The 13,921-nt window shown below is 60.2% G+C and carries 14 protein-coding genes and 1 pseudogene; 12 read left to right on the top strand and 3 right to left on the bottom strand.

What is annotated here, in order from left to right; translation table 11 throughout:
- Nucleotides 1-39: 39 nt before the first annotated feature.
- From glyA to J2Y48_RS23540, 12 genes and pseudogenes are all read left to right on the top strand, one after another.
- Nucleotides 40-1,317 (top strand): serine hydroxymethyltransferase, encoded by a 1,278-nt coding sequence (gene glyA / locus J2Y48_RS23595; protein ID WP_310423497.1) that lies wholly within the window; start codon nucleotides 40-42, stop codon nucleotides 1,315-1,317.
- A 113-nt stretch (nucleotides 1,318-1,430) separates the two neighbouring features.
- Nucleotides 1,431-2,321 (top strand): bifunctional methylenetetrahydrofolate dehydrogenase/methenyltetrahydrofolate cyclohydrolase FolD, encoded by an 891-nt coding sequence (gene folD, locus J2Y48_RS23590; RefSeq protein ID WP_310423495.1) that lies wholly within the window; start codon nucleotides 1,431-1,433, stop codon nucleotides 2,319-2,321.
- A 24-nt stretch (nucleotides 2,322-2,345) separates the two neighbouring features.
- Nucleotides 2,346-3,239 (top strand): formyltetrahydrofolate deformylase, encoded by an 894-nt coding sequence (gene purU, locus J2Y48_RS23585; protein WP_310423492.1) that lies wholly within the window; start codon nucleotides 2,346-2,348, stop codon nucleotides 3,237-3,239.
- Nucleotides 3,240-3,311: 72 nt separating this feature from the next.
- Nucleotides 3,312-4,562: a D-amino acid dehydrogenase gene (locus J2Y48_RS23580; protein WP_310423489.1), complete on the top strand. Its 1,251-nt coding sequence runs from the start codon at nucleotides 3,312-3,314 to the stop codon at nucleotides 4,560-4,562.
- Between the two features lie 35 nt (nucleotides 4,563-4,597).
- On the top strand, nucleotides 4,598-4,978 hold the full coding sequence (locus J2Y48_RS23575; RefSeq protein WP_310423485.1) for a RidA family protein: 381 nt from the start codon (nucleotides 4,598-4,600) through the stop codon (nucleotides 4,976-4,978).
- 663 nt (nucleotides 4,979-5,641) lie between these two features.
- A complete protein-coding gene (locus tag J2Y48_RS23570; RefSeq protein WP_310423482.1) occupies nucleotides 5,642-6,517 on the top strand; it encodes a Hint domain-containing protein in 876 nt (291 codons plus the stop codon).
- A 498-nt stretch (nucleotides 6,518-7,015) separates the two neighbouring features.
- Nucleotides 7,016-7,564, top strand: a complete 549-nt coding sequence (locus tag J2Y48_RS23565) for a hypothetical protein (protein ID WP_310423479.1) — start codon at nucleotides 7,016-7,018, stop codon at nucleotides 7,562-7,564.
- 246 nt (nucleotides 7,565-7,810) lie between these two features.
- The gene (locus tag J2Y48_RS23560; RefSeq protein WP_310423476.1) at nucleotides 7,811-8,023 is read left to right on the top strand and encodes a hypothetical protein; all 213 of its coding nucleotides are present in this window, start codon (nucleotides 7,811-7,813) and stop codon (nucleotides 8,021-8,023) included.
- Between the two features lie 576 nt (nucleotides 8,024-8,599).
- Nucleotides 8,600-9,256, top strand: a pseudogene (locus tag J2Y48_RS23555) (ATP-binding cassette domain-containing protein); the annotation flags it as partial.
- A gap of 7 nt (nucleotides 9,257-9,263) precedes the next feature.
- On the top strand, nucleotides 9,264-10,256 hold the full coding sequence (locus J2Y48_RS23550) for a membrane dipeptidase (RefSeq protein ID WP_310423473.1): 993 nt from the start codon (nucleotides 9,264-9,266) through the stop codon (nucleotides 10,254-10,256).
- Nucleotides 10,257-10,752: 496 nt separating this feature from the next.
- Nucleotides 10,753-11,133, top strand: coding sequence for a helix-turn-helix domain-containing protein (locus J2Y48_RS23545; protein ID WP_310423470.1), 381 nt, complete (start codon nucleotides 10,753-10,755; stop codon nucleotides 11,131-11,133).
- A complete protein-coding gene (locus tag J2Y48_RS23540; RefSeq protein WP_310423653.1) occupies nucleotides 11,130-12,218 on the top strand; it encodes a GSU2403 family nucleotidyltransferase fold protein in 1,089 nt (362 codons plus the stop codon). The genes J2Y48_RS23545 and J2Y48_RS23540 overlap by 4 nt, the downstream gene beginning before the upstream one ends.
- 153 nt (nucleotides 12,219-12,371) lie before the next feature.
- Here J2Y48_RS23540 and J2Y48_RS25480 read toward each other — a convergent pair whose 3' ends face one another.
- The 3 genes from J2Y48_RS25480 to J2Y48_RS23530 all read right to left on the bottom strand — a co-directional run bounded on the left by J2Y48_RS25480 (nucleotide 12,372) and on the right by J2Y48_RS23530 (nucleotide 13,528).
- Nucleotides 12,372-12,626 (bottom strand): YjhX family toxin, encoded by a 255-nt coding sequence (locus tag J2Y48_RS25480; RefSeq protein WP_405030302.1) that lies wholly within the window; start codon nucleotides 12,624-12,626, stop codon nucleotides 12,372-12,374.
- Nucleotides 12,610-13,176: a nutrient deprivation-induced protein gene (locus J2Y48_RS23535; protein WP_310423467.1), complete on the bottom strand. Its 567-nt coding sequence runs from the start codon at nucleotides 13,174-13,176 to the stop codon at nucleotides 12,610-12,612. Before J2Y48_RS23535 ends, J2Y48_RS25480 begins: the two co-directional genes overlap by 17 nt.
- Before the next feature lie 97 nt (nucleotides 13,177-13,273).
- On the bottom strand, nucleotides 13,274-13,528 hold the full coding sequence (locus tag J2Y48_RS23530; RefSeq protein ID WP_310423464.1) for a DUF982 domain-containing protein: 255 nt from the start codon (nucleotides 13,526-13,528) through the stop codon (nucleotides 13,274-13,276).
- Nucleotides 13,529-13,921: the final 393 nt, after the last annotated feature.

The raw sequence follows: 13,921 nt of genomic DNA, 5'->3' as shown, positions 1-13,921 counted from the left end.
TCCCCTCCAACGAAATCAATACCGATATCGGAGAGTAAAATGGAAAACGTGGCGAAGGCCTTTTTCGAAACTCACGTCGAAGAGCGCGATCCGCTCGTCGCAAATGCACTCGCAAGTGAGCGCGCCCGCCAGCAGAACCAGATCGAGCTGATTGCGTCGGAAAACATCGTCAGCCGCGCGGTTCTGGACGCGCTCGGACACGAGATGACGAACAAGACTCTGGAAGGCTATCCGGGGAACCGTTTCCATGGCGGCGGCGCGTTCGTCGACATCGTCGAACAGGCCGCGATCGACCGCGCCAAGGAACTCTTCGGCTGTGGCTACGCCAACGTTCAGCCGCACTCCGGTACCCAGGCAAACCTGGCAGTCTTCTTCCTGCTGTTGAAGCCTGGCGAAAAGGTCCTTTCGCTCGACCTTGCTGCCGGCGGACACCTCTCGCACGGCATGAAGGGCAACCTGTCAGGCCGCTGGTTCGAAGCGCACAACTACAATGTGAACGCGCAGAACGAAGTCATCGATTACGACGACATGGAGCGCATCGCAGAAGAAGTCCGTCCCAAGCTCCTGATCACGGGCGGCTCGGCTTATCCGCGCGAACTCGACTTCGAACGTATGTCGAAGATCGCCAAGAAAGTCGGCGCGTACTTCATGGTGGACATGGCGCATATCGCGGGCTTGGTGGCCGGCGGCGCTCACCCCTCGCCGTTCCCCCATGCCGACATCGTCACCTGCACCACCACCAAGACCCTTCGCGGTCCGCGTGGCGGCCTTATCCTCACGAACAACGAGGAGTGGTTCAAGAAGCTGCAGGCTGCGGTGTTCCCCGGTGTTCAGGGCTCGCTTCACAGCAACGTTCTCGCTGCCAAGGCGATCTGCCTTGGTGAAGCACTTCGCGACGACTTCAAGGTCTATGCCCACCAGGTTAAGGCCAACGCGAAGGCCCTCGCCGAGACCCTAGCAAACCGCGGTATCCGCATCGTATCCGGCGGCACCGATACGCACATCGTGCTGCTCGACCTCTCGAGCAAGGGCCTCAATGGGAAGCAAGTCGAAGATGTGCTGGCCCGCGCCAACATCACCTCGAACAAGAACCCGATCCCGGGTGACAGCCCGCGCCCGGCCGAGTGGGTCGGCATGCGTCTCGGTACCTCCGCGGCCACGACCCGCGGCCTGAAGGAAGAAGACTTCAGGGCGCTGGGCGAGGTCATTGCCGACCTCATCGAGGCGGAGGCCGCCGGAACGGCTGATGACGTCGTGGAAGGTGCCAAGGCTGTAGTCGCCGGCCTCACCGGTCGGTTCCCGGTCTACGGGCACTGAGCTGAACCTCCATCGCCCGGACGCTTGAATATGCCGCGCGGACCAACCTACGCGCGGCATCTTCATACCTGTAGGGCGAGAGGAGAATTCCGATCCATAGGAGAGCCAACGAGATGGGAATGGATAGACTGCAACGAGCTGACGTGATTGACGGAAAAGCTTTCGCCAACGGCATGCTGGAAAAGATCAGGGCTGACGTTGGATCGCTTGCCCAGACCGGTGCTGTCCCCGGCCTCGCCGTCGTACTCGTGGGAGACGACCCGGCAAGCACGGTGTACGTTGCGTCCAAGCACCGCCAGACCGTCGCTGCGGGTATGAAGTCGTTCGAACACAGACTTCCTGCCGAGACCACTCAGGACCATCTGATGGCCCTGATCGACCGCCTCAACCACGACCCGGAAGTCCACGGCATCCTGGTGCAACTGCCATTGCCGCGTCACCTCGACCCCAATGCGGTCATCCAGGCGATCAATCCGGACAAGGACGTCGACGGCTTCCACATTTCGAACGCCGGACGGCTCGCCACGGGCCAGTCCGCGTTGGTTCCTTGCACACCACTTGGCTGCATGATGCTGCTCAAAGATCGTCTGGGCGAAGACCTCGCTGGCTTGAACGCCGTGGTGGTCGGCAAGTCCAACATCGTCGGAAAGCCGATGGCGCAGCTCCTCATGAACGCCAACTGCACCGTAACGATCGCTCATTCCAAGACGCGAAACACCGCGGACCTGTGCCGGGCAGCCGATATCCTCGTTGTCGCCGTCGGCAGGCCGGGGCTGGTCCGCGGAGACTGGATTAAGCCAGGAGCGGTGGTCATCGACGTAGGTATCAACCGCATCGTCGAAGAAGAAGGCAAGCCGCGCATTGTCGGCGACGTCGCGTACGTCGAAGCGGGACATGCCGCTGCCATCACTCCCGTTCCGGGAGGGGTCGGCCCCATGACGATCGCTTGCCTCCTGTCCAACACACTCACGGCCTTCCGCCGTCAGCAGGGCCTTCCCGCTTGATCAAATAGAACAGGAACTCAAGCTATGACCAACAAGCCTCGCTACGCACTGCGCGTCGCCTGCCCATCCATCCGCGGCGTGACCGCCGCCATTGCGTCCTACCTCTCGGAAAATGGGTGCAACATTTCCGACAGCGCCCAGTTCGACGACGGGGATACGGGCCGCTATTTCATGCGTGTCAGCTTCCAATCCGAGGAAGGCCGCTCGCTTGACGACCTTCGTGGCGGCTTCGCGGCAATCGCGGCCAAGTACGAGGCGAACGCCGAATTCTTCGACGAGACCGTGAAGAAGAAGGTGATCCTGATGGTATCGCGCTTCGGCCATTGCCTGAATGACCTTCTTTATCGCTGGCGAATCGGCGCGCTGCCGATCGATATCGTCGGCGTCGTCTCCAACCACATGGATTACCAGCGCGTGGTCGTGAACCACGACATCCCGTTCCATTGGATTAAGGTGACCAAGGAGAACAAACCGGCTGCCGAGGCGGAGCAAATGCAGATCGTGGAGGACAGTGGTGCCGAACTCATCGTTCTGGCGCGCTACATGCAGGTTCTCTCAGACGACATCTGCCGGAAGATGTCCGGTAGGATCATCAACATCCACCACTCGTTCCTCCCCAGCTTTAAAGGCGCAAATCCCTACAAGCAGGCGTTCGAACGCGGCGTGAAGCTCATCGGTGCCACGTCACACTATGTGACCGCGGATCTCGACGAAGGCCCGATCATCGAGCAGGACATCGTGCGCGTGACCCATGCTCAGAGCGCCGAAGATTATGTCAGTCTGGGTCGCGACGTGGAAAGCCAGGTCCTCGCGCGCGCCATCCACGCTCACATCCATGGCCGTGTCTTCATCAACGGAAATAAGACCGTGGTCTTCCCGCCTTCTCCGGGCTCGTATGCCTCGGAACGCATGGGCTGACCTAAACTCAACCACAGGAACTTAAAGCGTCAGGAAGTCTGATCCGGGCTTCCGGTCGAAACAGGGGCGTACATGAAAGTCATAGTTCTCGGTGCCGGAATAATCGGCGTGACGTCGGCCTACCAGCTTGCCAAAGCGGGTCACGAGGTAATCGTCATCGACAGGCAGCAGGCCCCTGCCCTTGAAACCAGCTTTGCCAACGCAGGGGAGGTGTCGTTCGGTTACTGCTCGCCCTGGGCCGCGGCCGGCATTCCCCTGAAGGCGATGAAGTGGCTGTTCATGAAGCACGCTCCGCTGATCCTGCGACCGAAGCTGGATCGGGCGATGCTCTCTTGGCTCGTCAAGATGCTGGCCAACTGCAACGCCAAGCGCTACGCCATCAACAAGAGCCGCATGCTAAGGCTGGCCGACTATAGCCGTGCCTCGATCGCCGCTCTTCGCGAAGAGACCGGCATTGCCTATGACGAGCGCATGCAGGGAACACTGCAGCTTTTTCGGACACAGCAGCAGCTGGATGCGTCCGGGAAGGATGTTGCGGCGCTCGCAGCCGACGGCATTCCCTACGAGGTCCTGGACAGGGATGGCTGCATACGCGCTGAACCCGCCTTGGCGCACGTCAGGGAAAAGATCGTTGGGGGCCTGCTAACTCCCAAGGACGAAACCGGGGACTGCTTCAAATTCGCCGACGCGCTCGCCCGGAAGGCAACCGACCTGGGAGTACGTTTTTCCTATTTGACGGGAATCAATGGTCTCGACGTCGAGGGCGGGCGGGTTCGCGCCGTCATCACCGACAAGGGTCGCGTCCCCGCCGATGTGGTCGTCGTGGCACTGGGTAGTTATTCCCCGCTTCTGATGAAGCCGCTTGGGGTTCGCCTCCCGGTGTACCCGGTGAAAGGATACTCTCTGACGATCCCGATCACGGATGCAGCCCGCGCCCCCGAGTCGACCGTGATGGACGAAACCTACAAGATCGCGATCACGCGGCTTGGCAACCGGATCCGGGTCGGCGGCGTGGCCGAAATCTCGGGATACACCAACGATCTGCATCCGGCGCGGCGGGACACGCTCGAGCACTCCGTCACCGATCTGTTCCCCGGTGGCGACGTCTCTCGCTCCACTTTCTGGTCGGGCCTCAGACCCATGACCCCGGACGGCACGCCGGTAATAGGTGCGACGAAGATCGGCGGCCTCTACCTCAACACTGGCCACGGCACGCTCGGCTGGACGATGAGTTCCGGGTCGGCGCGCGTGATCGCAGATCTGGTCAGCGGCCGCACGCCCGACATCGACGCGACCGACCTGGCGGTCGCCCGTTACTCCTGAAATCACACACGAACTCAGTAGTAGGAGAAAATTGCATGTTGACCGAAATCCAGACCGATGAAGCTCCCGGGGCCGTTGGCCCGTTCTCCCAGGCCATCCGCGTGGGGAACCTGTTGTTCGTATCGGGTGCGCTCCCGATCGATCCGGCGACGGGGGAGTTCAACAGCGACGACCCTGTTGCCCAGGCCGAGCAGTGCCTTCGAAACATCGCGGCAATTGCCCAGGCTGGCAAAACCGATCTCGCCAACACCGTAAAGACCACAGTCCTTCTGAGCGATCTTGGCTGCTTCGCCGAGATCAATAAAGCCTACGCCACGTTCTTCGGAAAACCCTACCCGGCCCGTGCGTGTTACCAGGTCGCCGCCTTGCCCAAGGGTGCCAAGGTAGAGATCGAAGCGGTTATCGCCATCCCGTAACAATTCGACATCTCTTCGATCGGCTGGTCGAAGGCAGACTGCACCGTCGGCCAGCCGCCCTCCATCCGACCGACGCGATCTTGATAAGCAGCGTCGCGCTCAGCGCAGGGACCATCACTCGCGAGGGACGCCATTTGTCCCGCAGGACCAAACGCGCCACCCGGCCGCGGCTGAGCCTTGGTGATGTCGTTCGGCGTGTCGGCGGAACCGATAGCTGTGAATTCTGCTACGTATCTGCGTAGGCAAGTCCGACTGTAATCACTTCCGGATCGGTTGGTGGATGAAGGGGGCAAAAGCAACATGAGGGGCTGCGCGGTGTTGAAGCAGCCTGTCGCGAGCGTCTCGTGCCGATCGGCACGGCCGGGCAAGGTGGGATTGGCGATACAGAGATGGCGGTTGGGGTCGCCACAGATAAGATAGCGCTCCTGCCACTCTTTTTGCGATAACCGGAAAGAACTAATCGCGTAAATAGTGGGAGCGAGCGGCGAGTGCGCTCCAAGCTCACCCTGATCCGCAGTGATGCACGGCAAGCAATCTACCGCTTTGGGCTAGCTTCCTACCTATTTTTTCGACCACTCAGGTGCGATCGGGGTGGTTGAGACGCACACCTTGTTGACGCGATAATCGATGGATGGGGGGGTAAACCGATCTAAGGAGAGCGAGATGTTGCCACCATCGAGATTCAATCGCGCCAGACGCCATTTTATGGGGCTTGCTGCATCAGCTGGCGCCAAGATCGCCACGGTTGGTGGAGTTGCGTCCCTGATCGCCGGGACCGCCTCGGCCCACAAAGGTGGGAACGGGAAAGGACGAGGCAGGGGAAAGGGCCACCGCTGCTTTCTGCGTGGGACGATGATTGCGACGCCAGCGGGGGAACGCGCTGTCGAAGCCCTGCAAGCTGGTGATCTCGTTCGAACCGCGGGCGGTCAGGCGATGCCGATCAGGTGGATCGGCCGGCAATCTTTCGGCGTTCGGAACCGCGAGGTACTGCCTGTCCGCATTTCCCGCCACGCCCTCGACAGCAACACACCCCATACCGATCTTTACGTCTCGCCGCATCATGCCCTGCTGCTCGACGGCGTGCTGATCAGAGCCAAGGATCTCGTCAACGGCACGACCATCGCCACAGCCCTTCCCGATGGGCGGGAGACAGTCGAGTACTACCATATCTTGCTCGACCGCCACGAAGTGATCATGGCCGAGGGTGCTCCCGCTGAGACACTGCTGCTCGAAGATGGCAATCACGAAGCGTTTTCAAATTTTGCCGAAGTCACGCGTCTGTTCGAAGACGGGACGATACCGGCGATGACACCTGTTGCACCCATTGTTCGTTACCGCGGACGGGATCATCTCAAGGCGCTTCTTCGGCTTGCGGTTCATCCAGCGCATGACGATCCGTTGGACGAAGTACACAGACGGCTTGGACCCAAGCAGAAGAAGTCCTCAGTGGCTGAGGGAACATTTGTTGCTACCAGACGTTTTTATGTCGGGCCCAAGCCATTCATCCCCCTCAAAGCCTCTGCTTGGGCGCGGACGTGAAGCCCGCCATGCCGGCGATATCCCCCCTCGCCGGCATGCTGCCTTCCGTTCGGCGATAGCCAGCAGCGAAAGCTTCGACAAATCAGGCACATGGATACGACCGTGCAGACCTGCAGCGGCGCCTGACCGCGCTTGGCTACAACCCCGGCGAGACCGACGGCATTTCCGGGCCGAAAGAGCGGTGCGCCTGTTGCCAGATCGCCGAAGTGTTGCCCGTCGACCGGGTCGCCGTACCGAAGTCACTGGCGCGGCTGCGCGAGAGGGAAGTCGGGTCCGCGGTATCTGGCAATCCCGCCGCCGCGGCGTCGGCGCGGACATCATGTTGGGCGGCACAGTGTGTCGTCAACAGTCTTGGTGACAAGAGCGCCGACGAAGGCACCGATCTTGTCCAAACTGCACTTACCTACACCCTTGGAGCAAACGTCGAGAATTTGACGCTGACGGGTGCGGCGAAGATCAACGGCACCGGCAATAGCCTGGCTAACGTCCTCGTCGGCAATGCCGCCGACAACGTGCTCGACGGAAGGCCGGCGCCGACAGGATGCAGGGGCCAAGGGCAACGACACCTATATCGTCGACAACCTGGCCGATGCCATAGTGGAGAAGGCGAACGAAGTCGTCGATCTCGTCAAGGCATCCGTCAACGCCACCCTTTCGGTCAATGTCGAAAACCCGACGTTGACAGGAACGGGCAACATCAACGGCACCGGCAATACCCTTGCCAACGTCATCAAGGGGACCTCCGGCATCAACACGCTGAAGGGCGAAGCCGGCAACGACCTGCTTTTTGGCGGCGTCGGGGCCGACAAGCTCTATGGCGGGTCGGGGGCCGATACCTTCGTCGACGCCAGCACGAAGGTCGGCGGCGACCAGGCCTTCACCCTCATCGGCGCGGAGACCTTCCACAAGACGGCCGGCGAACTGCGTTACGAGATCAAGTCCGGCGACACATTCATTAAGGGCGACGTGAATGGCGATGGAAAGGCCGACTTCTCGATCATGCTCGATCTCAGCCTTGCCATGAGCAAGACGGACTTCATCCTGTAAAGGGAAGGTGCCGTCGGTCCGGGCGGGCAGCAACCGGCGGAGCTTGCCGGATTGCTGCTTGCTCTGGCCTCTTGGTACTTCGAGCCACCACGCGCCGCGGCAAAGGTGGGTTGATCACCACCACCCGATCAGTTCCGATGCCACGTAACGTGATCGAGATTACAGAGTTGTAAGTTTTCCCGGCGGCGAAGGAGCTTATGATATTTGCTGCCGTAGCATGCGGCAATCCTAGACAAGGAGAGCGTCATGTTCAGGATTGTGTTGGCAGCTTGTATGATCCTCAGTGCAGGCCAAACCTTCGCCGCGACCCAATACTATGTGCAGCACAAGGCCGGTGGAAAGTGCAATATCTCGGAGCATAAGCCGGACGGCAAGGCTGAGATGCAGGTAGGCCAAGCCTTCAAGACGAAGGCGGACGCCGAACATGCGATGAAATCGGCACACGAGTGTGGGTCCTAAGCTTAGTAGAGCGGCGTTCACCACCGAGCGCCGCTCAACCTTTGGCGTCTTGCTACCACCATCCATTTTTATTCGTGCTGCTCGTGACGGTCGGCCTCGCCGGCGTGCTGTGTTGTGATTTGTCATCTCATTCCCTTTAGATATACTACGGATGCGGCACTTGGTTTGCGTGTCGCTCTGCAGGTCCAGCTCCTGGGCAACTGGACGCGTGACCGAGATGGGACGATCCGCCGTATCGGCGGCACGGTGTCGCCGATACGGCTGCGGAAGGCGCGGGGGTCCCTACTCGACGACGAAGTTGCGGCCGGAGACCTTCCCACCGAGAGCGAGCCGCTGCAGATAAAGAAAGCGCGCCGCGGGCTCAGGCGATGTAGGAGACGGAGAAACCGGCTGCAGATTTACCATTTCTACGAACTCACGACGTAATCCCTGATCCGCCCTGCAGGGTACGGGTGCGACGGTTGTGTTATCGCGCTGTCGGACGGGTCTGGTCCTCGCCTTGATTCCCGTCGCCTGAGGCGCCCTCACGCCTCGGCCACCCGGTCGGCTACGGCCAGACGATCTTCGGCAGGTCCTGGTTCCGGCAAGTCGACGCTTGGCCGCTGCGTCATGCGTCTCGCGGACGCCGACCATGGCACGATCCACATCGATGGCGTCGACATCCGTGCCCTGAGTACGCGGCATCTCAAGCCGTTTCGCAAGTGCATCCAGATGGTCTTCCAGGACCCGTTCGCATCGCTCAATCCGCAGCGAACCGTTGGCAACATCATCACGGACGGTCCGATCGCCCATGGGGCGGACCCGCGCAAGGCGACGGCGCGCGCCGCAGAGCTTCTTGAACTGGTAGGCCTTAACGCCGGCGCGCTTCATCGCTATCCGCGCGAGTTTTCCGGTGGTCAGCGCCAGCGCATCGACCTCGCGCGCGCCTTGGCGCTCGATCCGAAAGTGATCGTCGCCGACGAGCCCGTTTCGGCCCTCGACGTGTCGGTGCAGGCGCAGGTGTTAAGGCTGATAGCCGACTTGAAGGATCGCCTGTCACTGTCGCTCATCTTCATCACCCACGACCTCCGCGTCGCCGCGCAGATCTGCGATCGGGTCGCAGTGATGCAGCACGGCAAGATGGTCGAGGTTGGCGAAACGGCTTCCGTCTTTTCAAGTCCGCGATCGGAGTACACCAGGGCGCTGCTTGCGGCGGTTCCTGGCAAACAACTTAAAACGCACAGCTACGAGTAAAAACATAATGCACACAACAGCGACACAACATCTAGCCGCCAACTCGGTCATCTGGGACGCCCATGCCTGCATGCCGATCCGGCCCAACCAGGACTTGTCGTCTCTCGAACGGTATCGGCAAATCGGGGCAAGCTTCGTCTCGATCAATGTCCGGATGGACTTCAATCCGTTGTCCCACATCATGCGCGTCATCGCAGGCTACAGGGACTGGCTGGCGCGAAACAGTGACCGTTTTGTTCTGGCGCGATCGGTCGACGATGTCCTGCAGGCGCGCCATGCGGGCAAACTCGCCGTGGCCTTCGACCTCGAGGGATCGGTCATGCTAGAAAACGACCTCGCCATGTTGGCGTTGTTTCGAGACCTGGGCGTTCGCCAGATTCATCTCGCTTACAATCGCAACAATTCGATCGCCGGGGGCTGCCACGACGTTGAGCGCGGCTTGACGGAGCTTGGCCGAGCCGTGGTTGCCGAAATCAACGCAGTCGGCATGCTGATGGACTGCTCCCATTCCTCAAAGACGACGTCGATGGACATCATGGAGTTTTCCACCAAACCCGTGATTTTCTCGCATGCGAATGTGAGAGCGTTGAAAGACCATCCCCGCAATATCGATTACGAGCAAATCGAGGCTTGCGCTCGCACAGGCGGCGTGATCGGGCTCTCTGGTATCGGAATCTTCCTTGGGGACGACGATATTCGCGTTGAGACCCTGCTGCGCCATGTCGATTATCTCGCCGAGCGCGTCGGCTGCAGCCATATCGGCTTCGGTCTTGACTTCTCGTTCTTGAGCGGCTCCGGAGAGCTGCCGCCCGGAGAGAAAATGGAACAGTGGTGGCCTGCCTCATATGGCTATGACTTCAAGAACATGAGCACCATGCCTCCCGAGCGGCTCCCCGATATTGCCGAGGCGATGGACCGGGCCGGATACTCTGGCGAGGACATCAAGGCCATTTTGGGCGGAAACTTTGTCCGCGTCGCCCGCCAGACTTGGACGTGTTGAGTTCAACCACGTAGAGGCGTGCCAGAACGCGTTGCGCAGGCTCAGCCAAACGTGACCAGGCGTGGCGCCCGGGCCCTTCAGCGTGATGTCGCGTTAAAGTTCGGCGCCGCGAAATGCCGGCGTGTGGCTGTCGCGGCCGGTGTTGATCCGGCGAGCTGGGTGCCGCACGAGACCACCCGGTCACGAACGGATCTATCTGGCGGAGGAAGGTGAGAGAACGCGCCTGCGCGAGGCCCTGAGCTGCCGCGCACGCTCCGTATGCCCCACGTGATCGCCTGCGTGCCTAAGTTTGGACGTCGTGCACGTGTGCGGGCGAGGCGGGAAACAAAAAATCCGAAGCATCCTTCATCAAAGCGGAAACGTCATTCGCACCGCAAAGCCACTTCTACGCTGCTCAAAATAGGCGGCCATCAAGCTTTTGCACGGCCATTTCAACAATCGGCAAACCAAGGCCGGTCCCCTCACCCGCACGTACGCCACGAATGAAACGGCCCATATGATGCTTCACCTCGGCAAGCTTCAAGCCGAGGCCAGCATCGACTACATCGATTTCGCTGGCGGCATGGCGAGGCTGTTTCGCGCCAAAACGTTTTTGGAATTGCTCGATTACGGAATACCGGGGCCCGAGAACCGCGCTCTCGACGCGGTCGTTCGCCGTCTCCGTCAGAAGTTCACACAGGCCGGCCTGGAGCCACCAATCAACGGCTTTCGCAGCCTCCTTGGCTCGACAAGCCGAAGCTCGACCAACTGCGCGAGCACCGCTGGTGGCTTCAACTTTGCGATCGCGTGGTACGACGGTCCCCTCCCTTCCCAATTCCCTCGAGCTGTTATACCTTTTTTCAAAACAGGTATAACGACAGGGATTCGCCCATGCTGAAGCAAATCGATCTCATGTATCAGACGATGCTCGCGGAACTGGGCCAACGCTCGCTCGACGCGGCATGGACAGCCGACTTCCCTCCGGAGGGCCGCTTCACGCCCGTCACGGTGAAGCAAAAGAGATACTGGTATTTCGATATTCCCGATGGGCAAGGCGGCAGGACACGTCGCTATGTCGGTCCTGGAGACGATCCCGAGATCGCGAAACGCGTCGAGGAATTCCAGATTCAGAAGGATGATCTCCGCGCCCGCCGTCGCATCGTGACCACACTCACCCGCGAAGGCGGCATGGTCTCGCCAGATCGGATGTCAGGCGACATCATCGAGGCACTGGCGGCCGGAGGCCTGTTTCGCCTTCGCGGCGTTCTGATAGGCACGACCGCATTCCAGACCTATGCAGGGATCCTATCGGTCCGCCTCCCCGGTCCCACCATCATGACTGGTGACGCGGACATCGCGCAGGACTTCGCGATCAGCCATGAAGTCGAAGACAGCCTACCGCCGATCCTTGAGCTCCTGCGCTCCGTCGATTCCACCTTTCGACCAATCCCACATCGATCGGGACAGGCGGCCTCCTCGAGCTTCCAGAACAAGGACGGCTACAAAGTCGAGTTCCTAACCTCAAACCGCGGCTCTGACGACTACATGGATCAGCCTGCCAAGATGCCGGCGCTGGGAGGCGCGAGCGCGGATCCTCTACGATTCCTCGATTTTCTCATTCGCGACCCGATCAGAACTGTTGTGCTGCACAAGTCCGGTGTCCCTGTGACTGTCCCTGCCCCGGAGCGATATGCCGTTCACAAGCTCATCGTGGCCTCTCGCCGCCACAACGACGGTCAGAGCGCGATAAAGAGGGACAAGGATGTCAAACAGGCCGGGATCCTATTCGAAGCCCTCCTCCAGACCCGCCGAAGCTCTGACCTGGCGCTCGCGTACAATGAGGCATGGGAACGCGGTGAAGCGTGGAAGGAAGGTATCCGGACAGGTGCCGCCATGCTAACAGACGATGCCAAGGACCGTCTTACGGACTGTCTCAGGACCGGTTGGAAGGAAATAGGGGAAGAGGTAACCCTGCCGTTTTGATTGAGCCCTCCTCCATTGTACGTTGTTGCATCTTGAGGGGGCGACTACATGCAGTTTATCAGAAACTGGGTTCTTACGATCTTCTTTGCGGGGATTGGCGCACTGGCAGGTTTCAGAGCTTTTTTGCCAGCACAATCTGGAGCGCGGCCTTGTCTAGCGATAGGTGTGCCCATCGTCAAACGATACGGCAGCGGCGAGGTCTAAATGGCTTGTCACACCCGGCGGCCCGCAGGGGCCGCCGCCAATCGATCGGATCATCCTTTTGGCGCGCAAGGCCAGAAACTCACGCAATTCCACACCGTCCATAAACCAGCCCTCGCGAGTGACAAAGTCAGCATCAACAGGTCTATTTCGAGCATCTTTTTCCAACACCACTCTGCCACCGCGTGACTCAATGTCCCATTCCAATACAATTGCTGCAGAAGCACTTTGTCCAAGAACAAGTGGAATGCGATCCTGGCAGCCAAATCCGCCTGCACCCAACGAATGGAGCGGACTTTCCCGTTCGCCGTGGCGGCGATGCCATCAGAAAGCGGCTGGTCACGAAACCGAAATCCTCGGCCATATTGGCTACCTCGCGGAGATCGCGATCCTTGATCTCGCCAGCGAAGTTCTGAAGGGAACTGCCGATCCGCTTTGCATAGCGCCCGACCTCCGGTTGATCGCTCTGCTCCATTTCGGCGCCGATCTTCGATATCGCCGTTGCAATTCCGCTGACCTTTGTCGCGGCAAAATTCCTTTCGTCGGCGGCGATCTTGCTTGCTGCCTCCTTGACCTGCTGCGTCTGCTCTTTTGCGACTTGCCCGAGGTCTTGCAGGTCGTCCTTCAGGGACCGAGCAAGATCACCCGCGCCGCTCTGCGACGGCTGTTGCTGGCGCGGTTCGACGCCTGACTCGCTTTCGGCTGGGCTCGTCGGGAGCCCTCCGGTTGGAACGCTCGAACCGCCTTGGAGAACCACGCGGTGCTGTAAATCTCCTTGGGCTTTTGATCCGTGGATAGCCTGTTAGCCGTCATCACCGACCTCCAGTTGAGGTGTCTGCGAGTCACCCACTGCATCAATGCAGTTGAACCGAAACTTCCGCCTCCTCGGCTGCGGCCACAAACGCCAAGCGCACCGTCTCGTCGTCTATTTCCTCATCGAAGTTCTTGCGGACTAAATCCAATGCCCGATTGAAGGCGGGCCCTTTCACGATCGGCCAGCAATTGGTCAGATAGACGGCCGCTTCGTGCGTGCTGCGGACTACTGCAAAGCCGCCGGCCCCCTTCAGGTCGATCGCAACACCCTTCGGCCAATCCAACTTCAGAGGCATGTCGCGCTTTCCTTCAAGCTCCCGAATTTTAGCGAGAACGCACATGCGCGACCGCTGTTCCGGAACCGGAGACAACAGAAAAGGCCGCGTTTCCCCGACCTACCGTGCTAGTGCGCGGGAAGAGGTGCCGCGCTCGTTCTGAGTGATCCTGAACCAATTATGCCTCGTATTACCCGCAGCCAGGCGCAGCGATTCATGCGGGCGGCCAGGAAGAGCGTCGCCAAACAAGATGATGGTTGATTATTCCCGGTCGACCCATGCTAGATAGCGCGCTTCTTCGTCGTGGGCTTCCCGTTCGACCGAGCTATGGCTGCGAATGTATCTGACGGCGAAGCCCTGCACTCCCCAGTCTTGATACTGCCGGACATGGGTAAGTTCATGCACCCAGCCGAC

It is taken from the genome of Mycoplana sp. BE70 (assembly GCF_031455855.1).
Taxonomy (GTDB): Bacteria; Pseudomonadota; Alphaproteobacteria; order Rhizobiales; family Rhizobiaceae; genus Mycoplana.
The sequence above is the reverse complement of the archived record's forward strand: the minus strand, read 5'-3'. Positions and strand labels throughout refer to the sequence as shown.

Coding starts and splice junctions, on each gene's coding strand:
- J2Y48_RS23580 (WP_310423489.1), top strand. CDS start 3,312: ATGAAAGTCATAGTTCTCGGTGCCGGAATAATCGGCGTGACGTCGGCC.
- purU (WP_310423492.1), top strand. CDS start 2,346: ATGACCAACAAGCCTCGCTACGCACTGCGCGTCGCCTGCCCATCCATC.
- J2Y48_RS23545 (WP_310423470.1), top strand. CDS start 10,753: ATGATGCTTCACCTCGGCAAGCTTCAAGCCGAGGCCAGCATCGACTAC.
- J2Y48_RS23550 (WP_310423473.1), top strand. CDS start 9,264: ATGCACACAACAGCGACACAACATCTAGCCGCCAACTCGGTCATCTGG.
- J2Y48_RS23530 (WP_310423464.1), bottom strand. CDS start 13,528: ATGCCTCTGAAGTTGGATTGGCCGAAGGGTGTTGCGATCGACCTGAAG.
- J2Y48_RS23570 (WP_310423482.1), top strand. CDS start 5,642: ATGTTGCCACCATCGAGATTCAATCGCGCCAGACGCCATTTTATGGGG.
- J2Y48_RS23565 (WP_310423479.1), top strand. CDS start 7,016: ATGCCGCCGACAACGTGCTCGACGGAAGGCCGGCGCCGACAGGATGCA.
- glyA (WP_310423497.1), top strand. CDS start 40: ATGGAAAACGTGGCGAAGGCCTTTTTCGAAACTCACGTCGAAGAGCGC.
- J2Y48_RS23575 (WP_310423485.1), top strand. CDS start 4,598: ATGTTGACCGAAATCCAGACCGATGAAGCTCCCGGGGCCGTTGGCCCG.
- folD (WP_310423495.1), top strand. CDS start 1,431: ATGGGAATGGATAGACTGCAACGAGCTGACGTGATTGACGGAAAAGCT.
- J2Y48_RS23560 (WP_310423476.1), top strand. CDS start 7,811: ATGTTCAGGATTGTGTTGGCAGCTTGTATGATCCTCAGTGCAGGCCAA.